Consider the following 26,994-nt stretch of genomic DNA (forward strand, 5'->3'; position numbering starts at 1 on the left):
CTACTCAGAAGAGTAGACCTTTCAGCCTCTCACGTGCACTATTTTTTAGGACGTATAGAGTGTTATTTAGTTTCTTCTTTTTCCTCAAATGTCATGGCTGTCTTAACAGAATTTTTAATTGTATACCATAACCATTCAAATACTTCGTCAATTTCTTCGATTCTCCCTGAAACTACCGCTGAAGATGCCATATATTGCCCGTTGATTACTGTGACGTTGCCATCAACTTCACCTTCAACAATCAAATCGCCATTTTTCACAACAATATCGCCTTTTACCACTTCTCCTTCAGGGACAATCACTGTTTGACCATCCACAACTAAATTAGGTTGCTTGGTCACCGAGAAATGCTGGTCATCCATGAAGCTACCCAATAATGTAGCACTCATGAATAAGCAAAATACTGCTGCTGCCACAAAGAACGGATGCCGGCGAATCCATTTTTGTATACCTACTCGACTTTTTGGTTTTGGTAAACGAGCCATAACTGCTGCTTCAAAACTCGGAGGCGCTGTAATGTGGGAAGCACTCTTCACAAAGGCGATTGTTTCACTCAATTCTTGCATCAACTGTTTACAATCATTACATGTATGCAAGTGTTGTTTCAACTCTTGCTCATGCTCACGACTAATGTCACCGTCTAAATAATCATGCATATAGTCTATAATATGCTCTGGACAAGTATTCATGACGCTCCCCCTCCTACAGATTGTTTAATTGCTTACGTAATGCCTCACGTCCGCGGTGAATCCTCGTTTTCACCGTTCCAAGCGGCATATCTAAAATCTCGCTAATCTCTTGTAACGATAACTCTTCTATATATTTCAATACTATAACCGAACGGTATTTATCCGGCAATCGTCCAATTTCATATTGAATGCGATCTTGCAGCTCCATTTGTTCTAACTGCTCCTCTGGTAGCTGGTCATCTGCTGCGATTTGCGAATACATATCAAGCCCTTCTGTACCAGCTACTTCTGCATCTAAATAATAATCCGGTTTCTTTTTTCGAATACGGTCAATGCAGAGGTTTGTCGCTATGCGATAAAGCCACGTTGAAAACTTTCTTTTCTGATCAAATGTATGCAAGTTCATATAAGCTCGCACAAAAGCCTCTTGAGCAATGTCTTCAGACTCTTGTTTGTTGCCTAACATTCGATAGCATACTTGGTACAGTTTGTGCTGATAGAGACTCACAATATCGGCAAATGCGTTTTGATCGCCTTTAAGCACTTGTTTTATTCTCTTATTTACTAACGCATCCATTGTGTTGACTTCTCCACCTTTACAACTGTCTTATACTATACGAAGCACCAATAAGAAAAGTTTCGTTTTAATTCAATTATAGCAAAAGATTTTTATGCAATGTGGCAACAGGCAATTTTTTGTCAAATTTTCTTTAAACTAGTGTTTCGCCAAATAAAGATCCCATTAATGCAACAGCCACATTTGCTGTTGTATTCTTTTCATCTAATATAGGATTTACCTCTACAAACTCTGCTGAAGTTACCATGCCTGATTCTTGTAACATTTCCATTGCTAAATGGCTTTCTCGGTACGTAATTCCGCCTGGAACTGGTGTACCCACACCTGGCGTATAAAGTGGATCTAATCCGTCTAAATCAAGTGATAAATGTAAGCCATCAACATTTCGTTCCTTTAAATAAGCAAGTGCATCTTCCATCACACGTGTCATGCCAAGTCGGTCGATTTCATGCATTGTATATACTTTAATTCCTTGTTGACGTATCAATTCACGTTCTCCTGGGTCTACTGAACGAGCTCCAATAATAATCACGTTTTCTGGCTTAATTTTTGGAGCATAGTTGCGAATTTGCACTAAACGTTCATGTCCTAGCCCAATACTAACAGCTAACGGCATCCCATGTATATTGCCTGAAGGTGTTGTTTCAGGTGTATTTAAATCTGCATGAGCGTCATACCAGATAACACCGAGATTTTTGTAATGCTCACCTAATCCAGCTAATGTTCCAATAGCAATGCTATGGTCTCCACCAAATACGAGTGGGAATTTCTTTTGTTCCACTACTTCATGCACACTATTTGCTAATGCAGTACTAACATCTACAACTTCCTCTAAATTTAGTAATTTTTCATCCACAGCTCCGTCAGCAAGCTTTTGACTAACACGAATATCCCCTTGATCCTGTACATCGTGTCCGATAGCCTCTAAACGTTCAACAATACCTGCATATCGAATAGCACTTGGTCCCATATCTACCCCACGGCGTGTTTGTCCGTAATCTGTTGGTACTCCAATAATAGAAATATTAAGTTTATTCATGTTTTTATACCCCCTAAAAGTTATAAGATTATTGTAAAGCCTACATACCACTTGGCTCAACTCGACAAAAAGTTGTATATTTATTCATTTATAAATAACATAAAAAAATCTCCTACTGTTTTCAGCAAGAGATTAGTTATCTGTAGTTAATATAACACTTTTGAATAATTTTCATTCTAAAAAAGTGAGCCATGAAGGACTCGAACCTTCGACCCTCTGATTAAAAGTCAGATGCTCTACCAACTGAGCTAATGGCTCATAAAAGAAAAAATGGCTGGGGTACTAGGATTCGAACCTAGGCATGACGGAATCAAAATCCGTTGCCTTACCGCTTGGCTATACCCCAATCATTTATAAAACTGGTGGAGGGGGACGGATTCGAACCGCCGAACCCTAAGGAGCGGATTTACAGTCCGCCGCGTTTAGCCACTTCGCTACCCCTCCGAAATAACACAATAAGAATGGTGGAGGATGACGGGCTCGAACCGCCGACCCTCTGCTTGTAAGGCAGATGCTCTCCCAGCTGAGCTAATCCTCCATAGAAACAGGTGTTATATCACAGTTTATATTCTTTATAAAGCCTATGTTTTAAATGGTGACCCCTACGGGATTCGAACCCGTGTTACCGCCGTGAAAGGGCGGTGTCTTAACCACTTGACCAAGGGGCCAATATTATGTCTCAAACAAGACAAGAATTATAATAACATTTTTCATTAATAATTGCAATGCTTTTCCACAAATTTTTTTATGTATTATAGCATTTGAAAAAAGGACAAAAAAATGGCTCCGAAGGCAGGACTCGAACCTGCGACAACCTGATTAACAGTCAGGTGCTACTACCAACTGAGCTACTTCGGAACAATGCTATTCACTTTGGTTTTAGACAACCTCTTAAGTACATTTATTATTATAGCAAGCATTATAAATAATGCAACACATTTTGTGAAAATTTTTATATTTTTTGTCGAAGTATGCTCCTATATTCGTTTGAAAGCATAATAGTTCTCTATTAATTCTAATATTTCTATTTAACGTACTAAATATTCTTGCTGTATATTATTGTAATTGTTAAAATAAAAATAGTTTTATGAATTTTCTATCAAATTTTCTGGGGGAGGATGTTCAAGATGGTATCAAATGATTTAATTGCACCTGAATTTTATAACATCACAGAGGAATTAGAAAAATTTTCGCAAGATAGTGATCGCCAAGCAATACGTTGGTTAAATACACAACAAGAGAGACGTACAGTTTCTTATGTGGAGCTTAACCAAAAAATGAATCAATACGCAAACGCTTTTACGGAGAAGGGGCTTCAAAAAGGTGATCGTGTATTAGTTATTATTCCTCGACTTCCAGAAGCCTATTTCGTTTTTCTAGGCTGCTTAAAGGCTGGTATCGTACCCATTTCATGTTCAGAGATGCTACGTGCAAGCGATTTAGAATATCGGATGGAACATTCTTCTGCTAGTGCAGTTATTGCTTATGAGGCTTTTACTAGTGAAGTTGATCAAATTGCTTCTTCTGTAGACGCATTGAAAAATAAACTAGTGATCGGTGCTGCGAAAGGAGATTGGACTTCTTTAGATGAATTAGCAAGCAGCCAGCCAGCTACATTTACAGCCGTAGCTACTACACGTGATGACATGGCATTCCTTTCTTATACATCTGGTACAACTGGTAAACCTAAAGGCGTTGTTCATTCACATGGCTGGGGATATGCACATATTAGAACTGCAGCTTCAAAATGGCTTTGTGTACGTGAAGGAGACCTCGTGTGGGCAACAGCTGCTCCTGGTTGGCAAAAGTGGATATGGAGTCCTTTTTTATCCACAATCATGCTCGGTGCTACTGCATTTGTCTATCATGGTGGATTCGATGCAAAAACCTATCTTCAATTAATGCAGGATGAAAAAGTTAATGTTCTATGTTGTACACCGACTGAATACCGAATTATGGCGAAAATCGATAATTTACAAGACTACAATCTATCATCTCTACGTAGTGCCGTTTCTGCTGGTGAACCTTTAAATCGTCCAGTTATCGAAACATTTATGAATCATTTTGGACTAAAAGTACGTGACGGCTATGGACAAACAGAAAACACATTATTAATTGGTACACTCGAAAACACAGAATTACGTCCTGGATCTATGGGTGTTCCAACTCCAGGTAATATTGTACGTATTATCGACAATGAAGGGAATGAAGCGCCAGTTGGAGAAGTTGGTGATATTGCTGTTCACAAATCTTCACCAGCTTTATTTAAAGAATATTATAAAGAACCAGAGCGCACACAAGCTGCATTTCGTGGGGATTGGTATATTACAGGTGATCAAGCAAAATGTGATGAAGACGGTTACTTCTGGTTTGAAGGTCGTGGAGATGACATTATTATTTCATCTGGTTATACGATCGGACCATTTGAAGTTGAAGATGCATTAAACAAACATGAAGCTGTACAAGAATGTGCAGTTGTAGCTGCGCCAGATGAAATTAGGGGGCATATTGTAAAGGCATTTGTTATCTTACGAGAAGGCTTCAAAGAATGTAATGAAGAGGAGTTAACAAAGGAGCTACAGGAGCATGTAAAAGCGTTAACAGCCCCTTATAAATACCCTCGTAGTATCGTCTTTATTGATGAGTTACCAAAAACGACATCAGGGAAAATTCGCCGTATCGAACTGCGAGCTACTACAGTTCATACGCATTAAGTTAAGTATCAAAACAAGAAGGCATCCTCAATGGGTGCCTTCTTTTATGTATTTATAAATAAATAATCGGCTCAAAAAAAAAGCCACTACTGAGTGTATCAGTAGCGACTTTTTGCGCCTAGCGACGTCCTACTCTCACAGGGGGAAGCCCCCAACTACCATCGGCGCTAAAGAGCTTAACTTCCGTGTTCGGTATGGGAACGGGTGTGACCTCTTTGCCATCATCACTAGACTTTGTATTTAATTGAAAGATTTGCTCTTTCAAAACTGGATAAACGGTGCATTGAATGCTTCAAACGTTTTGGTTAAGTCCTCGATCGATTAGTATTCGTCAGCTCCATGTGTCACCACACTTCCACCTCGAACCTATCTACCTCATCGTCTTTGAGGGATCTTACTTACTTGCGTAATGGGAAATCTCATCTTGAGGGGGGCTTCATGCTTAGATGCTTTCAGCACTTATCCCGTCCACACATAGCTACCCAGCGATGCCTTTGGCAAGACAACTGGTACACCAGCGGTGTGTCCATCCCGGTCCTCTCGTACTAAGGACAGCTCCTCTCAAATTTCCTACGCCCACGACGGATAGGGACCGAACTGTCTCACGACGTTCTGAACCCAGCTCGCGTACCGCTTTAATGGGCGAACAGCCCAACCCTTGGGACCGACTACAGCCCCAGGATGCGATGAGCCGACATCGAGGTGCCAAACCTCCCCGTCGATGTGGACTCTTGGGGGAGATAAGCCTGTTATCCCCGGGGTAGCTTTTATCCGTTGAGCGATGGCCCTTCCATGCGGAACCACCGGATCACTAAGCCCGTCTTTCGACCCTGCTCGACTTGTAGGTCTCGCAGTCAAGCTCCCTTGTGCCTTTACACTCTACGAATGATTTCCAACCATTCTGAGGGAACCTTTGGGCGCCTCCGTTACCTTTTAGGAGGCGACCGCCCCAGTCAAACTGTCCGCCTGACACTGTCTCCTGCCCCGCTAAGGGGCATGGGTTAGAATTTCAATACAACCAGGGTAGTATCCCACCGACGCCTCCTTCGAAGCTGGCGCTCCGAGATCTCTGGCTCCTACCTATCCTGTACAAGTTGTACCAAAATTCAATATCAGGCTACAGTAAAGCTCCACGGGGTCTTTCCGTCCTGTCGCGGGTAACCTGCATCTTCACAGGTACTATAATTTCACCGAGTCTCTCGTTGAGACAGTGCCCAGATCGTTACGCCTTTCGTGCGGGTCGGAACTTACCCGACAAGGAATTTCGCTACCTTAGGACCGTTATAGTTACGGCCGCCGTTTACTGGGGCTTCAATTCGCAGCTTCGCTTGCGCTAACCACTCCTCTTAACCTTCCAGCACCGGGCAGGCGTCAGCCCCTATACGTCACCTTACGGTTTTGCAGAGACCTGTGTTTTTGCTAAACAGTCGCCTGGGCCTATTCACTGCGGCTCTCATGCGCTTGCACGCTCAAGAGCACCCCTTCTCCCGAAGTTACGGGGTCATTTTGCCGAGTTCCTTAACGAGAGTTCTCTCGCACACCTTAGGATTCTCTCCTCGACTACCTGTGTCGGTTTGCGGTACGGGCACCTCTCACCTCGATAGAGGCTTTTCTTGGCAGTGTGAAATCAGGAACTTCGTCCATACGGACTCGCCATCACAGCTCAACGTTACAGTGTGCGGATTTGCCTACACACACGCCTTACTGCTTGGACGCGCACAACCAACGGCGCGCTTACCCTATCCTACTGCGTCCCCCCATTTCTCAAACGGTGAGGAGGTGGTACAGGAATATCAACCTGTTGTCCATCGCCTACGCCTATCGGCCTCGGCTTAGGTCCCGACTAACCCTGAGCGGACGAGCCTTCCTCAGGAAACCTTAGTCATACGGTGGACGGGATTCTCACCCGTCTTTCGCTACTCATACCGGCATTCTCACTTCTAAGCGCTCCACCAGTCCTTCCGATCTGACTTCAACGCACTTAGAACGCTCTCCTACCACTGACATCGTAGATGTCAATCCACAGCTTCGGTGAATCGTTTAGCCCCGATACATTTTCGGCGCAGCGTCACTCGACCAGTGAGCTATTACGCACTCTTTAAATGATGGCTGCTTCTAAGCCAACATCCTGGTTGTCTGTGCAACGCCACATCCTTTTCCACTTAACGATTACTTTGGGACCTTAGCTGGTGGTCTGGGCTGTTTCCCTTTTGACTACGGATCTTATCACTCGCAGTCTGACTCCCGTGTATAAATATCTGGCATTCGGAGTTTGTCTGAATTCGGTAAACCGGGATGGCCCCCTAGTCCAAACAGTGCTCTACCTCCAGTATTCTCATCACGAGGCTAGCCCTAAAGCTATTTCGGAGAGAACCAGCTATCTCCAAGTTCGATTGGAATTTCTCCGCTACCCACACCTCATCCCCGCACTTTTCAACGTGCGTGGGTTCGGGCCTCCAGTAAGTGTTACCTCACCTTCACCCTGGACATGGGTAGATCACCTGGTTTCGGGTCTACGACCACGTACTATTTCGCCCTATTCAGACTCGCTTTCGCTGCGGCTCCGCCTTCTAAAGCTTAACCTTGCACGTAATCGTAACTCGCCGGTTCATTCTACAAAAGGCACGCTATCACCCATTAACGGGCTCTAACTACTTGTAGGCACACGGTTTCAGGATCTCTTTCACTCCCCTTCCGGGGTGCTTTTCACCTTTCCCTCACGGTACTGGTTCACTATCGGTCACTAGGTAGTATTTAGCCTTGGGAGATGGTCCTCCCGGATTCCGACGGAATTTCACGTGTTCCGCCGTACTCAGGATCCACTCAGGAGAGAACGAACTTTCGACTACAGGGCTTTTACCTGCTCTGGCGGACCTTTCCAAGTCGCTTCATCTAACTCGCTCTTTTGTAACTCCGTATAGAGTGTCCTACAACCCCAAGAGGCAAGCCTCTTGGTTTGGGCTCTTCCCGTTTCGCTCGCCGCTACTCAGGGAATCGATTTTTCTTTCTCTTCCTCCAGGTACTTAGATGTTTCAGTTCCCTGGGTCTGCCTTCAAGACGCTATGTATTCACGTCAAGATACTACGCGATTAAACGTAGTGGGTTCCCCCATTCGGAAATCTCCGGATCAAAGCTCACTTACAGCTCCCCGAAGCATATCGGTGTTAGTGCCGTCCTTCTTCGGCTCCTAGTGCCAAGGCATTCGCCGTGCGCCCTTAATAACTTAACCAAGTTATTAAGCCTATAAAAAACTTAAAAAATAAATGTGTTTGTTACAATTTCAATGTCGTTTTATCCAGTTTTCAAAGAACAAGTTTTGAAGTGTTTCATTCAGATAGAATGAACCTTCAAAACTGAACGCAAAACGTAATCTTACAAACCCAAGGTTTGTATTCCGAAATAATCCTTAGAAAGGAGGTGATCCAGCCGCACCTTCCGATACGGCTACCTTGTTACGACTTCACCCCAATCATCTATCCCACCTTCGGCGGCTGGCTCCAAAAGGTTACCTCACCGACTTCGGGTGTTACAAACTCTCGTGGTGTGACGGGCGGTGTGTACAAGGCCCGGGAACGTATTCACCGCGGCATGCTGATCCGCGATTACTAGCGATTCCGGCTTCATGTAGGCGAGTTGCAGCCTACAATCCGAACTGAGAACGACTTTATCGGATTAGCTCCCTCTCGCGAGTTGGCAACCGTTTGTATCGTCCATTGTAGCACGTGTGTAGCCCAGGTCATAAGGGGCATGATGATTTGACGTCATCCCCACCTTCCTCCGGTTTGTCACCGGCAGTCACCTTAGAGTGCCCAACTAAATGATGGCAACTAAGATCAAGGGTTGCGCTCGTTGCGGGACTTAACCCAACATCTCACGACACGAGCTGACGACAACCATGCACCACCTGTCACCGTTGCCCCCGAAGGGGAAACTATATCTCTACAGTGGTCAACGGGATGTCAAGACCTGGTAAGGTTCTTCGCGTTGCTTCGAATTAAACCACATGCTCCACCGCTTGTGCGGGCCCCCGTCAATTCCTTTGAGTTTCAGTCTTGCGACCGTACTCCCCAGGCGGAGTGCTTAATGCGTTAGCTGCAGCACTAAGGGGCGGAAACCCCCTAACACTTAGCACTCATCGTTTACGGCGTGGACTACCAGGGTATCTAATCCTGTTTGCTCCCCACGCTTTCGCGCCTCAGCGTCAGTTACAGACCAGAAAGTCGCCTTCGCCACTGGTGTTCCTCCAAATCTCTACGCATTTCACCGCTACACTTGGAATTCCACTTTCCTCTTCTGCACTCAAGTCCCCCAGTTTCCAATGACCCTCCACGGTTGAGCCGTGGGCTTTCACATCAGACTTAAAGGACCGCCTGCGCGCGCTTTACGCCCAATAATTCCGGACAACGCTTGCCACCTACGTATTACCGCGGCTGCTGGCACGTAGTTAGCCGTGGCTTTCTAATAAGGTACCGTCAAGGTACAGCCAGTTACTACTGTACTTGTTCTTCCCTTACAACAGAGTTTTACGATCCGAAAACCTTCTTCACTCACGCGGCGTTGCTCCATCAGGCTTTCGCCCATTGTGGAAGATTCCCTACTGCTGCCTCCCGTAGGAGTCTGGGCCGTGTCTCAGTCCCAGTGTGGCCGATCACCCTCTCAGGTCGGCTACGCATCGTCGCCTTGGTGAGCCGTTACCTCACCAACTAGCTAATGCGCCGCGGGCCCATCCTATAGCGACAGCCGAAACCGTCTTTCAGTCTTTCACCATGAAGCAAAAGAGATTATTCGGTATTAGCCCCGGTTTCCCGGAGTTATCCCAAACTATAGGGTAGGTTGCCCACGTGTTACTCACCCGTCCGCCGCTAACGTCAAAGGAGCAAGCTCCTTTTCTGTTCGCTCGACTTGCATGTATTAGGCACGCCGCCAGCGTTCGTCCTGAGCCAGGATCAAACTCTCCATAAAAGAAATTTGATTAGCTCAAATTTTGCTGGCATCATGTTTGATGTCCAAAATTTTTGTTTTGTTCACTAGCAAAACTAGCTACTTAAAACTTTATTGATTACGTTTTGCTTGTTCAGTTTTCAAGGTTCATGTTTCTTTATTTCGTTGTCACCTCTTGGCGACTTATACATAATAACATCGATTATTCATGAAAGTCAACACAAAATCATAAGTTTTTTTAAAGAGATTCATTTTTTATTTTAAATTTTAGAAACGAGGTTATCATTATGGTCCGTAAAACGTTGATTTCGCTGCTTTTAATTGTAATGCTCTTTGCCTTTTTAAAGCCTATAAATTCAACGATGATTTCTGTATTTAATATTGCGAATGCACCAGTAGTGGTCACAAAAGGACATTATGGCACATCTCTTATTGTAGAGATCTCTTTCTCTGATGACTCTCTATTAGAATGGCTCCAAACGGTGAAAGAGCCTTATCCACTTCTACTTTTAGATGCTGATTGGATAAAACGGTCACCCGATCATTTAAAAATTATCCAACAACGAAAATTGCCTACAGGATTACTTGGGCCGGATGATTCAGTAGAAGAACCCATTGACATTGCGCTCATCCAAAAGGATATTGATACTTACGAAAAATATTTAAAAGAAAAACCTTTATGGTTTGCTACCCGAAATCATCAATATTCACAGGATTTACAGAAAGCCTTATTCCAACAACAAGTGAATTTACTATCTCCTTCGCTTATTTGGCAAGGTGAAAAAACTCCGAAATTACAAAAAGGTGATTTTGTCTTTTTCCCGCTCCATCAAAATAATCAAATATCCTTTAAAGAGCTTAACACTCTCATACAACAGCATAAGTTTATGTCGATTGAAGAAAATATATTTGGTTATAAGGTTCAAACTAAAAAAGCGCCATAAAAAAATTGCCTCCAATACAGCGAGGCAATTTTTTCCTTATGCGTTTTTAGCCTGTTCACGACGAGCTTGGCGTCGTGCTTCTAATTTTTGACGATCTTCATCAGATTTTGCATTATATTTAGGTAATACTAATAATTGATACGCATTAACCGCCAATAATGGGAATAATAAAAGCGCAACATACTCATTAATATTTTCATCGCGACCCATCAAGGCAATTGTCCATTCCAACGTTGTAATGACAATCATAAAGAATAGTGCCGAAATCATTACATGTTTTTTCCCTGTTAATTTTACTTTTTGAACAGCTGTTGCTATTGCCCCAAAAATGAGGACAATTAATAGTCCTACATAGAACAACCAGCTTTGCCCATCCTTCACACCAGGAATAAAGCGGAAGAAAATTATATCGAAAATCGTTATGGCAATTAATAATAGCTGTACCCAATTCCATAATGTCAGTGTTCTAAAAATATTAACACCTACCTGATGAAGTGTTAAATAAGCAAAAAAGCCAGCTTGCGCTATAACACTCATTGTAAACCCTAAGAAAACCATCCATAAAAGTCCAGCGAAAAACTCACCCCATTGACCGTTTGCTATGTATGGTTGGAAGAATTCCCAGCGAATAAATAAACTAAAAACTCCGTTGACTCCACCACCAACGAGCATTGCAAAGAAGAAAAACTTTGCCCAATTTCGTATCGTCACAACTAAAAGTCCCCCAATTTCTCAATATATCTGTCCTTATTTTATCAATGCCTTGTTAAAAAAGCTATTTCTCATCCTAACCAATACATAAAGTCCTGAGAAATGTGAACAATAATTGAAAGAGTCTATCTAGAGAAAGGACTGATTGTCGATGCGAAAATTCACCTTATTACTGATTCTAATGCTTTTTCTTTCTGCCTGTTCACAAGATAAAACCTCTACCATGTCCTATGATGAAATAAAAAAAATCATGATTGACTCTTTACAAACAGAGGATGGTAAAAAGGCATTGCGACAGCTTTTAGAAGAGCCGAGTTTCCGTGAGCTCTTGATTTTAGAGCATGATGAAGTGAAAAAAGCTACCGAGGAAACTTTACTTTCCAAGGAAGCAGAAGACTTTTGGAAAAAAACCTTTGAAGATCCAAAGTTTAAAGAAACTGTTGCGAAAAGTATGCAAAAACAGCAACAGGATATTATGAAGAACTTAATAAAAGATCCGACTTTCCAAAAGGATATGGAGGCATTTTTCGGGCAACCCGATATGCAAAAGCAGTTGGAGACTATCCTTAAATCATCCAATATGCGCAAGCAAATGGAGGAAGTTGTAAAGGAAACGATCGAAAGCCCTTTAATGCAATCTAAATGGCAGGAACTTATTAAGAAAAGTGGCGAAACAGGTTCATCAGGAAGTGGCGATAAGAAAGAAGCGAGTGGCGATAGTGGTGGCGGATCGGATAAGGGACAAAAAAGTACCGAGTAACCTTGGTAATGTAAAAACGGATTTCCCCATAAAACTGGTGGAAATCCGTTTTTTATTATTTATTTAATTTATCGATGATTTTCGTCGCGATGTCTAAATAAATTTGTCCTGTTGTATGTTTTTCAGCGTATACAGAAGGAGCAAAATCTTCATCTGTCCAATCTGGTTGCCCAAGCGGGATTTGTCCAAGCAACTCTGTACGTAGTTCGTCAGCTAGCTTTGGTCCTCCTCCTTGCCCAAAGACAAATTCTCGGTCACCTGATTTAGATTCAAACCAAGCCATGTTTTCGATAACTCCTAAAATTTCATGGTCTGTTTGAAGCGCCATTGCCCCTGCACGAGCTGCAACAAATGCTGCTGTTGGGTGTGGAGTTGTTACAACAATTTCTTTTGATGATGGCAACATTTGATGGATATCTAATGCAACGTCACCTGTGCCAGGAGGTAAATCTAATAATAGATAATCTAATTCACCCCACTCAACATCACGGAAGAATTGATCTAATACTTTACCAAGCATTGGTCCGCGCCATACGATCGGTGCGTTATTTTCTACAAAGAAGCCCATTGAAATCATTTTTACCCCAAAGCGATCTACTGGGAAAATACGATTATCGACTACCTTAGGCATATCCGTTACACCCATCATATCAGGTACACTAAATCCATAAATATCTGCGTCAATTAAGCCGACTTTCTTTCCTAGACGAGCTAAAGCAACAGCTAAGTTTACTGATACTGTCGATTTACCAACTCCACCTTTACCAGAAGCAATTGAAATTACTTGGACTGTGCTTAATGGAGATAAAATATCTTGTGCTTCCGACTCTGTTGCTGTGCCACGGAAGCTTTGCAATTTTTCTGTTGATAGTTCTTCAAAACGAATACCAACAGTGTTTACACCTGCTTCTTTCAACACCTCAACAACTTTCATTTGTAGTTGTAATTGTTCCGGTGTATTCAGTTTAGCAATGGCAATTTTTACACTGACATGATTTTTTTCTTCTTTTATTGCTACGTTCGTAATACCATCTGTTTCTGCAAGCGATTTATGTAAAAATGGATCTTGTAGTTGTCCCAGTATTTCTCGTACTTGTTGTTCAGTAATCACAACGAACACTCCCCTTATATTGTCTCAATATTAGTATATCATAATGATTTGATTTACGTTGTAGATGTTGCTCTACTCAATTTTGGCTAATAAATAGTCTTCTATACCTTCAACTATGGCATCTGCCATTTTTTCTTGATAGTTTTTGTCCACTAATAATGCTCGTTCCTCATCATTACTAATAAAACCAGTCTCCACTAAAGCTGCAGGTACTTCCGCTTTCTTCAATAAATAGATTTGCTTAATAGACAATGCTTCACGGTCTGTATTTTTTAAATTAGTGCGAATGGATTGTTGAATACTCTTGGCAAGAATCTCTCCATCAGCATGTCCTTCCTTATGGTAAAATACCTGTGCGCCACGCCATTTTGTTTCAGGAATGGCATTTGCATGAATAGTTATAAATACATCAGGCTTTTCCTTTTCCACGATATCCTTTCTTAGGAAGATATCTTGCTTTTTCCGTTCTCTCATTGTTCCATATTTTTCTGATGGCGCATGCTCATCGATTACATCACCATTTTTTGTTCGTGTCATTATAACCGTTGCGCCTTTTTTCTTTAATTGCTTCTCTACATGCTGAGCAATTGCAAGTGTAATATCCTTTTCAATCACTTCGCCCTTTGAAGCTCCTCCGTCCTCACCACCATGCCCTGCATCAATGACAATTTTTATGCCACCAAGTGGGTCCGGTAAGAAGAAGTTACGGTCCGAAGCATTTGTTTCATATGCCACGACCACTATACTCATAAGCATAATTACTCCTAGTGCAAGCCAGCGCTTCACCCATATACACCACCCTTTTACATTTAGTGTACGAAATTAGTGGATGAACTATGCCAGAAAGTAAAAAAAACTCCCAAGTCACAAACTTGAGAGTTTTAATTTCTTCTATATTAAGGGAGGAAGAACAATTTTATTGGTTTGTAAAAGTAGGTTTGAATTCACCTGTATATGGCTCATGCTCTACAAATACAGTTATATCATTGCCATCTTTGTCTTTACCTGTTCGTTTATACGTGAACTTCTTATCGTTGATTTCTGTAATTTCAAGAGCTACACCATACTTATTATCACCGACAGAAACATGCGCTCTTATTTTATTATCATGAATGACATTAAAGTAACCATAGTCTCCACGACTTTCACCTGTTTCAGGATTAAAGAACTCATATTTATTTGTATTTGCATTATACTTTGCAATGCTAATGAAATTTGAATTGAATTCTGTTACATCATTACCCGCTTCATCTAACACAACTGTTCCATGCCATAATGTATCAGCGAGAATTTTATCTCCGTCAACGTCTGTAACAATTTGACCTGTAGAAGCATCTAACGTTTTATCGGAATCAGTAAATGCCAGTTCTTTTTCTTTATATGGAATATGTTCCACGAATATTTCTACATCATTGCCCGCAGCATCTTTACCCATTCTCTTATAAGTAAAGATACTATCGTTTAGCTCAGTGATCTCGACAACTGCTTGGTAGTTTTTTGATTCGGAAATTAATATTCTTTGTTTCCCATCATTTGTGATAAAGAATGTCCCTTTATCCTCACGGCTTTTACCTGTAGCCGCGTCAAAGAATTCATAATGACCTGTCTGGGCATCATATTTTGCTAAGCCAATGAAGTTTGCGTTCTCCGCCGTTAAATCATTGTTATCTTGATCATAAACCTTTGTACCTTTCCAATTTGTACCACTTAGAACATTAGCCATTTCTTGTCCCTTTGTTAATTGCTCTTTGGCAGTATTTTCTGTTACAGTACTTTCTGTTTTAACTTCCTCACTATTTGTCTTATTACCTTTTGCAGGCTCCTTATCTTGACATGCTGCCAGTAATGCAATAGCAGCAACAGATACTATTAATATTTTTTTCATACCTACTTACCTCCATTGGTTAGTTTATATTTTGAGTTACATCAAACCCATAATGACAATTTTTAAAAATGAAAGGTTTGTTGTACCTTCTAAAAACTATATTAAAGTGGAATGTTAAACTCCCCCTAAATAATTTCTTAAAAAAACATAAACTTATACGAAAATATTTTTAATATATATTAAATCTGTACACTAATAGTGAGGTTTATGTAAAAAGCTATTTATTTTTTTCTACATATACTTAATTTATGGGTGATCGACATTTCTCACAAACGAGTACTTCAACATTATTTATTATAGGAAAAAGCTAAGCCTAGCATATCTTTTTAATATTACTCGTATAATTCGCAACATGTTACCATATTTTTATAAACGGAAAAGTAGGCTACAGTGATATACCATTAGTCATTTGGCTGTTTTAACCAAAGAAAAGAGGGTGGAAAAATGAATGATCAATTAATACTTTCAGCAGCGAACGGTGATACTGATAAAGTATTAGCACTTCTGCAAAAAGGCATCAATATTAATACAACGGATCAGAATGGAAGAACCCCTGTCTTAGCTGCCACTTATAATAACCAGGTGGATACTGTGAAGGTGCTCATTCAACATGGTGCTGATATTAATATTAGAGATAATAACCTTGAGAACGTACTTTTACATGCAGGGGCATCAGGCTATTTAGAAATCGTTAAACTTGCCATATCTGCAGGGGCAGATACAAAGCTAACTAATCGCTTTGGTGGAATTGCCATCATCCCTGCATCCGAACGTGGACATGTTGAGGTGGTCCGAGAGCTACTTAATCACTCGGACATTCATGTCAATCACATTAATAATTTGCATTGGACAGCTCTATTGGAGGCAGTCACATTAGGCAATGGTGGGGAGAAACATCAAGAAATTGTGCAATTATTGGTGGATCATGGTGCTGATATAACTATTGGAGATCAAGATGGTGTCACACCATTGCAGCATGCAAAAAAACTAGGCTTTTATGAGATTGAGCAAATTTTAATAGAAGCTGTACCCGAACGAAATAACAGTTAACACTATAGGAGATTTTTTCATATACTTTTCTAGATGGCCTCACTTCGGAATTAGCTTACCTGTTGCATCAATTTCACCTGCAATTTCAAAAGAAATAACGTTAAGCAATCTTTGGGTTACTTCACAGATTGCTTTTTATGATGGAATGACAAAAAGACTCTTTCCTCGAAAGTAGAAAGAGTCTTAGGATAGATGTTTTGTCTGCCTCTGACTCCGTAAAGACCAAATCATCTTTAAACGGTACGCCATTTGTAAAGGTTACGAATTCTCTTCTGGTAATAGAATAATAACAGTAGTTCCTTTTCCTTCTTCACTATATATACGAAAACTGGCATTTCTCATAAGCTTAAATTTTTTCAAAGGATTCGTAAATCCAATACGTGAGTTTTCTTCATTTACTAATCGTTGCAACTTTTCTTCTGAGATACCGACCCCATTATCATAAATTTTAATACGTATAAATTGACCTTCTCGTTGCACACTCACCTCAATAGTACCACCTTCTTTTTTCTTCGAAATCCCGTGAAAAACTGCATTTTCAACTATAGGCTGAATTGATAATGCTGGAATCAAAGATTGAATGGACTCATCAATATCATACGCAACTGTAAGACGATCACCAAAGCGCATTTTTTCAATATAGAGATATGCTTTTACAAGATCTATTTCATCTTCTATTGAAACCATGCTGTTACGATAATGGACATTTAGCTTGGCACGGAAATAGGTGGCTAAACTGTATAACGCCTCTCGTGTATTCTCTATATTTGTATAGCTTAAGCCGATAATAGTGTTAAGTGTATTGTAGACAAAATGAGGAGTTACTTGCGCATATAAATAATTCATTTCATCTTCAATCGCATCAATGGAAGATTGTCGAACCGCTAGTAATGATTGAATACGCACTAGTAATTCATCCATCGCAATCGGTTTTTGCAGATAATCATTTGCCCCAACTTGTAAAGATAACACTAAATCCGAATGCTGCATAATTGCTGTTAAAACTATAATCGGTAATTCCAACATATCGTATTGCTTTCGTACTTGTTTGCATAATTCATAGCCTGACATACCATTCATCATTAAATCGACTAACATACAATCTACTTTATGTTTCTTTAGATAATCCATCGCTTCAAACCCATTATCTACTCCAATAACGGTATAGCCTTTTTGAATTAATGCGTCCACTAGTACTTTTATATTCACATGATCATCATCAACAATGAGTATGGCTTTGTCATTACCTTTATGCAGTAATGGTAAATCTAGCTGTAGTATAGTATTATCTGCTCGATTGCCTATCTGGTGTTGTGTTTCAATATCTAGTTTTTCGAGTGTGGCAAGTGGCACCGTAAATGTAAAAATTGTTCCAACACCTAATGTACTTGTTACATGAATTTCCCCATTTAACTGTTCTACTATATTTTTTGAGATACTTAATCCTAACCCAAGACCCCCACTTTTTTTACCTTTCTTTACTTGATAAAAAGAATTAAAAATTCGATCTAAGTCTTGTGATGGTATACCAATTCCAGTATCGCTTACTTGTATTTCCATATAATCATTACGTACACTAGCTAAGACTGTAATTTGCCCATGTTTTGTATGTTGCAGAGCATTATAGAGTAAATTATAAAGCACTTGTTTCAATCGTAATTCATCTGTATACATATGGGGTAAATTAGAATCTACTGCACTCATTAACCTTATGGATGTATCACTCGACATTAAACTACGAATTTCCTCAATTACTTCATCAATTACGCTTATCGGAACAACACGAGGGATAACACGAACTTCTCCGGTCATATGATTCGAAGAAATCAATAAATCCTCTACTAAATAACCTAAACGTTGCGCGACATTATGTATTAAAATGACATTTTCTTGTTGCTCACGCTTTAAAGGTCCTTGTACACCTTCCATTAATGATTTGGATATATTTAAAATACCATTTAAGGGCGTACGTAATTCATGAGACGTTTTCAATAAAAACTCATCCTTCATTTGATTATGCATCAAAAGCTCTTCCGATAACGCTTGAACTTCCTTAAAAGATGTATTTGCTCGGAAGCTAAGCAGAGATGCAAAACTATATAGCGTAAAAATAAACAATAATTGTTCACTATAAACCATAGGTATATCGAAAATGTAATACATTACCATTAAAAAAGTATAACAAGTAAGAGATACTAAAAGAATTAGAATATAATGTGAGCCATCTACACCTTTCACAAGCACACGTAATAGCACAAACACATTATAAAGCCCAACTGGAATAAAAATTACTGCAAAGATTATTTGGGAAAGAACTAGATTTTCTATTGGTATAATCATACTATTTTTTGTCATCGGGTTGTAAATCCCATAGATAAAAAAAAGTAAACCTAACAAAATACTAATAATATAAATCGCTTTTTTCCTCATAAACTCCGGATACAAATAATAGAGAAATAATGCTAAACAAACATCAACAAGTGGTAAAATCCCTAATTGTAAACGTACTTGTTCATTTATAGTTAAATGTGTAAAAATAAGGAAAAATACTTTTTCATTTGTAAACGACATGTACAGTCCGAATAATATAGTGAATAACCCCAAAAACAATTCTTCTTTACGCTTCCGATTTTGACTATACGATATAATATAAATTGCACCGAATACAATATAACCAATACATACAAACGATTCTGCTAAAATTTTCATGCTAAAATCTCTTTGAATAGCTTCCTTTGTTCCAAACTCAATAGGAAAAGTAATACCAGCTTTTGGATAATTATAATTCCCGACATGAATTACTATATCAAGCATTAGATTCTCACTTTGTGCAAACACCGTATATTTATCATCATTTTCGAACTTAAAGTCCTTTAAGGTTTCACTGGGATTCCCCTTACTACCTACATCTTTTCCATTTATGAAAACACGGTTAGATTGACGAATTGAACGAATGTATAATCCATATTCCCCTTCAACTGGTACATTTATCTTAACATGATACGTTCCTACAGTAAGTCCTTCCTCATTTGGTTCTACAAAGCTATTCCAAGTAGCTGGCACCTCAATTGGTATTTTCTCGCTCTCGTACGCGTCGAGTGAATCGCTTGATGATATTAAGATATTTGGATAGAAAGACCATTCTCCATCTAGTTTTAAAATAGTCTTTTCTTGTAGTTCTTGTTCTTCAATCGTAACGATCCCATTCTGCGCAATCGGCTGACTACTACTAACAAAATACTCTCCATTGCCAATAAAGTATACGATAATAAATAGCATGATAATGGTCAAAGTAATGCTAATATTTTTTTTCACTATCACCCCTCCCCTACTTGAAAACAATTATATATAACATCAAACTATCAGTTAGTTAGAATGAAATCCATTATGCAATATGACTTTCACCTGTATTTCATTAGTCCTCTTAGGCATCCTATCATAGGGCTGTTAAACAAATTCTGAACAAATCCTATTGTTTTTGTTATCGACGTAAAAAAAGCTCCTCTCAGGTAAACCTGAGAAGAGCTTGAAATCGTTGATATAACAACGATATTAACGTTTTGAGAACTGAGGTGCACGACGAGCGCCGCGTAGACCTGGTTTTTTACGTTCTTTCATGCGTGAATCACGAGTAAGTAATCCAGCTGATTTTAATGCAGCACGGAAATCTGGGTCTACTTGAAGTAGAGCACGAGCGATACCGTGACGAACAGCACCAGCTTGACCAGTGTATCCACCACCGTTAACGTTTACGTGGATATCATAGCTTCCTGTAGTTTCAGTAGCTACTAATGGTTGTTTAATTACTTCGCGTAATGCAGCGAATGGTACGTATTCTTCGATTTCACGTTTGTTGATAACAATTTTACCTGTACCTGGTACTAAACGTACGCGAGCTACAGAGCTTTTACGGCGACCAGTGCCGATGTATTGAACTTGTGCCAAAGTAATATCCTCCTCTTAATTTATATTATCCGCGAAGCTCGTATGCTTCTGGTTTTTGTGCAGCATGTGGATGCTCTGTTCCAGTGTAAACATTAAGTTTAGTGAACATTTTGCGACCTAAAGAGTTTTTAGGAAGCATTCCTTTAACTGCTAATTCGATCATTCTTGTTGGGTACTTATCTAGCATTTCACCAGCAGTACGTGTTTTTAAACCACCCGCAAATTGAGTGTGGTGGCGGTATAATTTACCCTCTAATTTGTTACCAGTTAAATGGATTTTGTCAGCGTTGATGATGATTACGTGATCACCTGTGTCAACGTTTGGTGTGAATGTTGGTTTATGTTTACCACGTAAGATTGCAGCTACTTCAGAAGCTAAACGTCCAAGAGTTTGGCCTTCTGCATCAACTACTAACCATTTACGGTCTACTTCGTGACCTTTAGCCATGAATGTTGTACGCATGTATATATCCTCCTAATCGATTCGATTACCGTTATTTTTCATTAGACTACACTATAAGTTTCGGGGCTTATTTGTGGTGGTAATGAAAATACCATCTGTTATCATATAATGAATGACTTTTAAAGTCAAGCAATTTCATTAAACACCTGGTGAAGTTGTTCAGAATTATAGAACGCCACTAATAGAACACTTTTTCTAAGTATAGCCCTTGTGGTGGAGCAGTTTTTCCTGCCTTATCACGATTACCTGAAGCAACTACATAGGACACATTGTCAATCTTACGCCGACCTATCCCAACCTCCCAAAGAGTACCTGCAATAATACGTACCATATTATATAAGAAGCCATTCCCTTCAATCACCATATGTAGCTCTTCACCATGCCATTCAAATTGTAACAATGTTACTGTGCGTACTTTATCTTTCACGCTTGTATTCGCCGCGCAAAAACAAGAAAAGTCATGTGTACCAATAATAGCCTTAGCTGCCTCTTGCATCGCCTCTACGTTAGGTTTGACCCCATTGGTCTCCACAGTATAATATCTGCGGAATGGACTTTGGATAGGCTCACAAGACCAAATATAGCGATATCTTTTTCCAGCCACATCGTAACGCGCATGAAAGTCATGTGCCACTTCCTCAACCGATAATACACGAATATCTCTTGGCAGTTGCACATTCAAAGCCTTACTATATTTTTCTGCTGGAATGACAAGTGGTGTGTCGAAATGCAATGTTTGCCCTGTCGCATGTACTTTAGCATCTGTACGACCACTTGCAGTTACCTTAACCTGTTCTCCCTTATGCATAATAGCTAGAACACGCTCAAGCTCAGCCTGCACTGTGCGTTCACCTGGCTGTACCTGATAGCCCGAAAAAAGTGTGCCATCATAGCTTATAATTACTTTTAATCGTCGCATATAGCCTACTCCTTTAACTTCTATAGAAGAATAGCAATACGCCTATTGCTACTAATAACACAATCGCAAATGTGTCCCCCATATCCCATTTTAACCTACGGTACCTAGTGCGTCCTTCACCACCGCGATAGCCTCTTACTTCCATCGCTGTTGCTAAATCCTCAGCCCGTTTAAATGCACTGACAAAGAGAGGCACAAGCAATGGTACTACTGCCTTTATACGGTCCTTAATTGGCCCAGATGATAAATCAGAGCCTCTTGCCATTTGTGCCTTCATAATTTTATCCGTCTCATCCATTAAGGTTGGAATAAAGCGTAATGAGATGGACATCATTAAAGCCAATTCATGTACGGGTACTTTTATTGCTTTTAAGGGATTCAGTAGAACCTCGATACCATCTGTAATGGAAATCGGTGATGTAGTTAACGTTAAGATTGACGTCATAAATACTAATACTAGAAAACGAATTGAGATAAATATTCCCCGCCTAATCCCTTCGTCATAAATCGTAATGAATTTTGATTCAAACACAGGGACGCCTTCCTTCGTCATGAAAATATGGAGAAGGAATGTGAAGGCCATCAAAAAGAGTACTGGTTTGAGTCCATTTATTAAAAAGTATAGACGAATGCGCGATACTAATACAATCAGTAGCGTGAATGCGAGTAACATAGCATATGTCACGGTATTATTAGCTAAAAACACAATAATAATAAAGGCGAACACAAAGATCAGCTTTGACCGTGGATCAAGTTTGTGTACAGGTGAATCACCAGGTAAGAAGCGACCAAAGATCATTTTTTCCATCATGACTCTGCACGCTCCTCTCTAAGGGCTTGAGCAATTTCAGTAGCAAGCTCTTCCTCTGTTAAGCAAACCTTAGACAAGGAATGCCCCATCATGTGCTCAATCTTTTGCTGAAAGCGGACAATACGTGGTGGCTCTAAACGGAATTCCTTTAATGTTGCAACATCTTTAAAAATAACTCGTGGTGATCCACTTAAGACATTCTTCCCTTCATGCATAATCACAATATTATCTGCATATCGAGCTGCATCCTCCATACTATGGGTTACTAGAATGGTTGTGAGATGACGTTCTTGATGGAGCTGATAAAACATATCCATAATTTCCTTTTGACCACGTGGATCAAGACCTGCTGTTGGTTCATCTAAGACAATAACCTCAGGGTCCATCGCCAAAACGCCTGCAATCGCTACTCGACGCATTTGACCACCTGATAAATCAAACGGTGATTTATCCAAAACGTTATCTGGCAAACCGACTAAGCTGACAAGTTCTCTTGCACGAGCTTCAGCCTCCTCCTCTGATATACCAAAGTTCATTGGGCCAAACATAATGTCCTTCAACACGGTTTCTTCAAATAGTTGATGCTCTGGAAATTGAAAGACAATGCCGACCTTTTGTCTTACAGTTTTTAAATCCTTTGCTTTTTTCCCAGCTACAATAAGACGATCCCCTATATGTACTTCTCCTGAAGTAGGTCTTAGAAGCGCGTTAAAATGCTGCAAAATCGTTGATTTCCCAGAACCGGTATGGCCAATTATCGCTTGATAAGTATGAGATGGAATGTCAAAATCCACATCGAATAATGCCCGTTTTTCAAAGGGCGTTCCTTGTGCATAGGCATAGCTTACTTGTTGAAGTTTGATGTCCATAAATCATTCACCAACTCTTCTTCTGTCATATGTTGCCCCATTAATGGAACACCTTCCTTTTGCAATAGCTTTGATAACTTCAAGGCAAATGGCAAATCTAGTCCAAATTCAACTAGCTTGTCCCCAAGTGCAAAGATTTCAGCAGGTGTACCTTCTGCAAATTTCTTACCATCATTCATAAAAAGAACACGATCCGCTAACATTGCCTCTTCTAAATCATGGGTAATAGATAAAACTGTTAATCCTGTTTCTGCACGTAATGTTTGAACCGTTTGTAACACCTCTGCACGCCCCTGAGGATCTAACATGGATGTAGCCTCATCTAAAATTAAAAGCTTCGGCTTTAATGCAAGTGCCCCAGCAATGGCTACACGCTGTTTTTGTCCACCAGATAAATGATGTGGCTCATGGTCTAAAAACTGACTCATTTTTACCTGTTCGAGTGCCGCATGTACACGTTTTACCATTTCTTCAAAGGGGATACCGTTGTTTTCCAAGGCAAAAGCTACATCATCCTGTACCGTTGCTCCAACGAATTGATTGTCAGGGTTTTGAAAGACCATTCCCATTAAGGAGCGAGATTCCCAAAGATTTTCTTCATTCAAGGGTTCTCGCAATATTCGTACATCTCCCTGTTGAGGAAACAATAAACCATTCATCAGCTTGGCAATAGTGGACTTACCAGAACCATTATGTCCTACTATAGCAATCCACTCACCTTCTTCCACAGCAAAGCTAACATTTTCAACAGCATTACGACTATTTGGATTTTCTGGTGTATATGAAAAAGTTACATTATTTAAAGATAAAATTTCAGGCATATCTAGAACTCCTCTCCCTACGCTCAGCTCTACTAATTAACTTACACTTTTTTATGTATGAATTCTACTACAATCCGTATGTCGATAAAAGAAAAATACTACAATAACAACTCAAATTGATATCGGTTTAATAAAAAACAAAATAACACCCATATATTAAAAAAAGCACCACAAATTGGCGCCATCTAATCTAATAAAAAAGCGCGCACCTCATTCGATAGAAATGCGCTAGTCGTTACATTTACAAGAAATATGGGTGCTCAAGCCCTTATTTCTCCTGAATGAGGTGCGGAGAGCTAAACGAGACGCCACACTAATAAATGTCCGCTCATCATAACGCTCAGCTTAATTATTTGTCGTATAAATCATTTATAAAGAAAGAGGGTGGTGATTCCCACCCTCTTCACCACAAGTTTTCTCTTATGATTAAACTAGTTCAATCACAACAACAGGTGCACCGTCGCCACGACGAGGACCTACTTTAAGAATACGAGTGTAACCACCTTGACGCTCAGCATAACGTGGTGCAACATCATCAAATAACTTTTGAAGTGCAAATGATGTTGATTCGTTACCTTCTGCATCAGTCGTTGTTACTAGTTCACGACGGATAAATGCAGCAGCTTGACGGCGTGCATGTAAATCTCCGCGTTTACCTAAAGTAATCATTTTTTCAACAGCTTTACGTACTTCTTTAGCGCGAGCCTCAGTAGTTTCGATACGCTCGTTGATGATTAAATCAGTAGCTAAGTCACGTAACATCGCTTTACGTTGAGAACTTGTACGACCAAGTTTTCTGTAACCCATGGATGTTTCCCTCCTTTATAGAAAAAAATCTGATCTTGTTAGTTGTGTTTAAATCGCTTAGTCTTCTTTGCGTAATCCTAAACCAAGCTCTTCTAACTTCGCTTTTACTTCTTCTAATGACTTGCGTCCAAGGTTACGAACTTTCATCATGTCGTCTTCTGATTTATTCGCAAGTTCTAGTACTGTATTAATACCAGCGCGTTTTAAACAGTTATAAGAACGAACAGAAAGATCAAGCTCTTCGATAGTCATCTCTAAAACTTTTTCTTTTTGATCTTCTTCTTTTTCGACCATGATTTCAGCAGTTTGTGCCTCATCTGTCATGCCAACGAAGATGTTAAGATGCTCGGTTAAAATTTTTGCTCCGAGCGAAATCGCCTCTTTCGGACCGATGCTGCCATCTGTCCACACATCAAGAGAAAGTTTGTCGTAGTCAGAAGACTGACCAACACGAGTATTTTCCACTTGGAAATTGACGCGTGATACTGGAGTGTAAATAGAGTCGATCGGGATCACGCCGATAGGAAGATCCTCACGTTTGTTTTGATCAGCAGGAGTGTAACCACGGCCGCGTTGTGCATACATACGCATACGTAAATGACCGTTTTTAGCGATTGTTGCAATATATAGATCTGGGTTTAAAATTTCTACGTCACTGTCATGTGTAATGTCAGCAGCCGTAACTGTACCATCGCCTTTAACATCAATCTCAATAACTTTTTCTTCGTCAGAGTAGATTTTAAGAGCTAGTTTTTTCACGTTCAAAATGATTGAAGCTACATCTTCTACTACGCCTTCTACAGTTGAGAATTCGTGAAGAACACCATCAATTTGAATTGAAGTGACAGCAGCTCCTGGTAATGAAGACAGAAGGATACGACGTAAAGAATTACCCAAAGTGTTTCCATATCCGCGTTCAAGCGGTTCTACAACAAACTTTCCATATTTGGAATCTTCGCTGATCTCCACCGTTTCAATCTTTGGTTTTTCAATTTCGATCATTTTATTTACCCTCCTTCAAAACATCGAATGTATAGGTTCTTTCCATCATAGATTCGATCGTCAATGACGTATCGTTTATTATCTGCACAAGACAGTCTGTACAAAAAATGATGTTCTCATACAATATGAGACGCACCCATTACACGCGACGACGTTTTGGCGGACGGCAACCATTATGAGGAACTGGAGTAACGTCTTTAATAGCAGTTACTTCTAAACCAGCAGCTTGAAGTGCACGAATAGCAGCTTCACGACCAGCACCAGGACCTTTAACAGTTACTTCCAACGTTTTCAGACCATGTTCAAGGGATGTTTTAGCAGCAGTTTCTGCAGCCATTTGAGCAGCGAATGGTGTAGATTTACGTGAACCACGGAAACCAAGAGCACCAGCACTTGACCAAGATACAGCGTTACCTTGCATATCTGTAATCGTTACGATTGTATTGTTAAATGTAGAACGAATGTGTGCGATACCAGATTCGATATTCTTTTTCACACGACGTTTACGAGTTTGTTGTTTACGAGCCATGTTAAGAAGGAACCTCCTTTACCAATTATTTTTTCTTGTTCGCAACTGTTTTACGAGGACCTTTACGCGTACGCGCATTGTTCTTCGTATTTTGACCACGAACAGGTAAGCCACGACGGTGACGGATACCACGGAATGAACCGATTTCCATCAGACGTTTAATATTTAATGAAGTTTCGCGACGTAAGTCACCTTCAAGTTTGTATGAATCTAATTGTTCACGGATTTTGTTTAACTCATCTTCAGTTAAGTCGCGTACGCGTGTATCTTCTGAAATACCTGCATCAGCTAGTACTTTCTGAGCTGTAGTTTTACCAATACCGAAAATGTACGTTAATGAAATTACCACGCGTTTGTCGCGAGGAATATCAACACCAGCAATACGTGCCATGTACGTTGTGCACCTC

At 40.2% G+C, this 26,994-nt stretch carries 21 protein-coding genes, 6 tRNA genes, 3 rRNA genes and 1 pseudogene; 4 read left to right on the forward strand and 27 right to left on the reverse strand.

All coding sequences use genetic code 11. From position 1 onward, the window contains the following. Positions 1–62: 62 nt before the first annotated feature. The 9 genes from MKY76_RS22405 to MKY76_RS22445 all read right to left on the reverse strand — a co-directional run bounded on the left by MKY76_RS22405 (position 63) and on the right by MKY76_RS22445 (position 3,163). Complete coding sequence (locus MKY76_RS22405; protein ID WP_009370547.1) at positions 63–689, reverse strand: anti-sigma factor; 627 nt, start codon at positions 687–689, stop codon at positions 63–65. Between the two features lie 13 nt (positions 690–702). Next, positions 703–1,266: an RNA polymerase sigma factor SigW gene (gene sigW / locus MKY76_RS22410; RefSeq protein WP_004225410.1), complete on the reverse strand. Its 564-nt coding sequence runs from the start codon at positions 1,264–1,266 to the stop codon at positions 703–705. 133 nt (positions 1,267–1,399) lie between these two features. Further along, positions 1,400–2,305, reverse strand: a complete 906-nt coding sequence (gene rocF / locus MKY76_RS22415; RefSeq protein ID WP_004225412.1) for an arginase — start codon at positions 2,303–2,305, stop codon at positions 1,400–1,402. 185 nt (positions 2,306–2,490) lie between these two features. Next, positions 2,491–2,563: transfer RNA gene (locus MKY76_RS22420), tRNA-Lys, on the reverse strand. A gap of 13 nt (positions 2,564–2,576) precedes the next feature. Next, positions 2,577–2,651: transfer RNA gene (locus MKY76_RS22425), tRNA-Gln, on the reverse strand. Positions 2,652–2,665: 14 nt separating this feature from the next. Then, positions 2,666–2,749 (reverse strand) — tRNA-Tyr (locus MKY76_RS22430). A gap of 18 nt (positions 2,750–2,767) precedes the next feature. Then, positions 2,768–2,843, reverse strand: a tRNA-Val gene (locus MKY76_RS22435). A gap of 55 nt (positions 2,844–2,898) precedes the next feature. Next, positions 2,899–2,973, reverse strand: a tRNA-Glu gene (locus MKY76_RS22440). A 113-nt stretch (positions 2,974–3,086) separates the two neighbouring features. After that, a tRNA-Asn gene (locus tag MKY76_RS22445) sits at positions 3,087–3,163 on the reverse strand. 269 nt (positions 3,164–3,432) lie between these two features. On the opposite strand from MKY76_RS22445, the gene MKY76_RS22450 reads away from it, so the two are divergent. Next, complete coding sequence (locus tag MKY76_RS22450) at positions 3,433–5,019, forward strand: acyl--CoA ligase (protein WP_066037912.1); 1,587 nt, start codon at positions 3,433–3,435, stop codon at positions 5,017–5,019. A gap of 116 nt (positions 5,020–5,135) precedes the next feature. Here MKY76_RS22450 and rrf read toward each other — a convergent pair. The 3 genes from rrf to MKY76_RS22465 form a co-directional block, all read right to left on the reverse strand. Further along, a 5S ribosomal RNA gene (rrf, locus tag MKY76_RS22455) occupies positions 5,136–5,251 on the reverse strand. A 69-nt stretch (positions 5,252–5,320) separates the two neighbouring features. After that, a 23S ribosomal RNA gene (locus tag MKY76_RS22460) occupies positions 5,321–8,248 on the reverse strand. 181 nt (positions 8,249–8,429) lie between these two features. Continuing rightward, positions 8,430–9,981 (reverse strand): 16S ribosomal RNA (locus tag MKY76_RS22465). Together the 16S, 23S and 5S rRNA genes form the textbook arrangement of a ribosomal RNA operon. Before the next feature lie 266 nt (positions 9,982–10,247). On the opposite strand from MKY76_RS22465, the gene MKY76_RS22470 reads away from it, so the two are divergent. Continuing rightward, positions 10,248–10,904 (forward strand): hypothetical protein, encoded by a 657-nt coding sequence (locus tag MKY76_RS22470; RefSeq protein WP_342557188.1) that lies wholly within the window; start codon positions 10,248–10,250, stop codon positions 10,902–10,904. A 36-nt stretch (positions 10,905–10,940) separates the two neighbouring features. Here MKY76_RS22470 and MKY76_RS22475 read toward each other — a convergent pair whose 3' ends face one another. After that, positions 10,941–11,615, reverse strand: a complete 675-nt coding sequence (locus tag MKY76_RS22475) for a KinB-signaling pathway activation protein (protein ID WP_112116879.1) — start codon at positions 11,613–11,615, stop codon at positions 10,941–10,943. Positions 11,616–11,766: 151 nt separating this feature from the next. On the opposite strand from MKY76_RS22475, the gene gerD reads away from it, so the two are divergent. Further along, positions 11,767–12,375 carry a spore germination lipoprotein GerD gene (gene gerD, locus MKY76_RS22480; protein WP_004233763.1) on the forward strand — a complete coding sequence of 203 codons (609 nt, stop codon included), beginning with the start codon at positions 11,767–11,769 and terminating at the stop codon, positions 12,373–12,375. Between the two features lie 55 nt (positions 12,376–12,430). Here the strand turns inward: gerD and MKY76_RS22485 are convergent, their stop codons facing one another. The 3 genes and pseudogenes from MKY76_RS22485 to MKY76_RS22495 all read right to left on the reverse strand — a co-directional run. Next, complete coding sequence (locus MKY76_RS22485) at positions 12,431–13,486, reverse strand: P-loop NTPase (RefSeq protein WP_004233758.1); 1,056 nt, start codon at positions 13,484–13,486, stop codon at positions 12,431–12,433. Positions 13,487–13,558: 72 nt separating this feature from the next. Further along, positions 13,559–14,272: an N-acetylmuramoyl-L-alanine amidase gene (locus MKY76_RS22490; protein WP_004233756.1), complete on the reverse strand. Its 714-nt coding sequence runs from the start codon at positions 14,270–14,272 to the stop codon at positions 13,559–13,561. Positions 14,273–14,402: 130 nt separating this feature from the next. Then, positions 14,403–15,230 (reverse strand): annotated as a pseudogene (locus MKY76_RS22495) (DUF4822 domain-containing protein); the annotation flags it as partial. A 585-nt stretch (positions 15,231–15,815) separates the two neighbouring features. On the opposite strand from MKY76_RS22495, the gene MKY76_RS22500 reads away from it, so the two are divergent. After that, positions 15,816–16,421, forward strand: coding sequence for an ankyrin repeat domain-containing protein (locus tag MKY76_RS22500; protein WP_342557189.1), 606 nt, complete (start codon positions 15,816–15,818; stop codon positions 16,419–16,421). Positions 16,422–16,679: 258 nt separating this feature from the next. On the opposite strand, the gene MKY76_RS22505 is transcribed toward MKY76_RS22500, so the two are convergent. The 11 genes from MKY76_RS22505 to rpsM all read right to left on the reverse strand — a co-directional run bounded on the left by MKY76_RS22505 (position 16,680) and on the right by rpsM (position 26,978). After that, positions 16,680–19,736 carry an ATP-binding protein gene (locus MKY76_RS22505; protein WP_342557190.1) on the reverse strand — a complete coding sequence of 1,019 codons (3,057 nt, stop codon included), beginning with the start codon at positions 19,734–19,736 and terminating at the stop codon, positions 16,680–16,682. 237 nt (positions 19,737–19,973) lie between these two features. After that, a complete protein-coding gene (rpsI, locus tag MKY76_RS22510; RefSeq protein ID WP_004233744.1) occupies positions 19,974–20,366 on the reverse strand; it encodes a 30S ribosomal protein S9 in 393 nt (130 codons plus the stop codon). Positions 20,367–20,391: 25 nt separating this feature from the next. Continuing rightward, positions 20,392–20,829, reverse strand: coding sequence for a 50S ribosomal protein L13 (gene rplM / locus MKY76_RS22515; protein WP_004233742.1), 438 nt, complete (start codon positions 20,827–20,829; stop codon positions 20,392–20,394). Between the two features lie 178 nt (positions 20,830–21,007). Continuing rightward, on the reverse strand, positions 21,008–21,748 hold the full coding sequence (gene truA / locus MKY76_RS22520) for a tRNA pseudouridine(38-40) synthase TruA (protein ID WP_342557191.1): 741 nt from the start codon (positions 21,746–21,748) through the stop codon (positions 21,008–21,010). A gap of 13 nt (positions 21,749–21,761) precedes the next feature. Continuing rightward, positions 21,762–22,559: an energy-coupling factor transporter transmembrane protein EcfT gene (locus MKY76_RS22525; protein ID WP_004233739.1), complete on the reverse strand. Its 798-nt coding sequence runs from the start codon at positions 22,557–22,559 to the stop codon at positions 21,762–21,764. Beyond that, positions 22,556–23,428 (reverse strand): energy-coupling factor ABC transporter ATP-binding protein, encoded by an 873-nt coding sequence (locus MKY76_RS22530; protein WP_342557192.1) that lies wholly within the window; start codon positions 23,426–23,428, stop codon positions 22,556–22,558. The genes MKY76_RS22525 and MKY76_RS22530 overlap by 4 nt, the downstream gene beginning before the upstream one ends. Further along, a complete protein-coding gene (locus tag MKY76_RS22535) occupies positions 23,404–24,249 on the reverse strand; it encodes an energy-coupling factor ABC transporter ATP-binding protein (RefSeq protein ID WP_115673256.1) in 846 nt (281 codons plus the stop codon). The genes MKY76_RS22530 and MKY76_RS22535 overlap by 25 nt, the downstream gene beginning before the upstream one ends. Positions 24,250–24,675: 426 nt before the next feature. Continuing rightward, positions 24,676–25,056 (reverse strand): 50S ribosomal protein L17, encoded by a 381-nt coding sequence (gene rplQ, locus MKY76_RS22540; RefSeq protein WP_008181938.1) that lies wholly within the window; start codon positions 25,054–25,056, stop codon positions 24,676–24,678. 57 nt (positions 25,057–25,113) lie between these two features. Then, on the reverse strand, positions 25,114–26,058 hold the full coding sequence (locus tag MKY76_RS22545; protein ID WP_004233733.1) for a DNA-directed RNA polymerase subunit alpha: 945 nt from the start codon (positions 26,056–26,058) through the stop codon (positions 25,114–25,116). A gap of 139 nt (positions 26,059–26,197) precedes the next feature. Then, positions 26,198–26,587, reverse strand: coding sequence for a 30S ribosomal protein S11 (gene rpsK / locus MKY76_RS22550; protein WP_004233731.1), 390 nt, complete (start codon positions 26,585–26,587; stop codon positions 26,198–26,200). 25 nt (positions 26,588–26,612) lie between these two features. Next, positions 26,613–26,978, reverse strand: coding sequence for a 30S ribosomal protein S13 (gene rpsM, locus MKY76_RS22555; protein ID WP_004233729.1), 366 nt, complete (start codon positions 26,976–26,978; stop codon positions 26,613–26,615). Positions 26,979–26,994: the final 16 nt, after the last annotated feature.

The organism is Lysinibacillus sp. FSL P4-0201 (assembly GCF_038593425.1).
GTDB classification, from domain to species: Bacteria; Bacillota; Bacilli; order Bacillales_A; family Planococcaceae; genus Lysinibacillus; species Lysinibacillus capsici.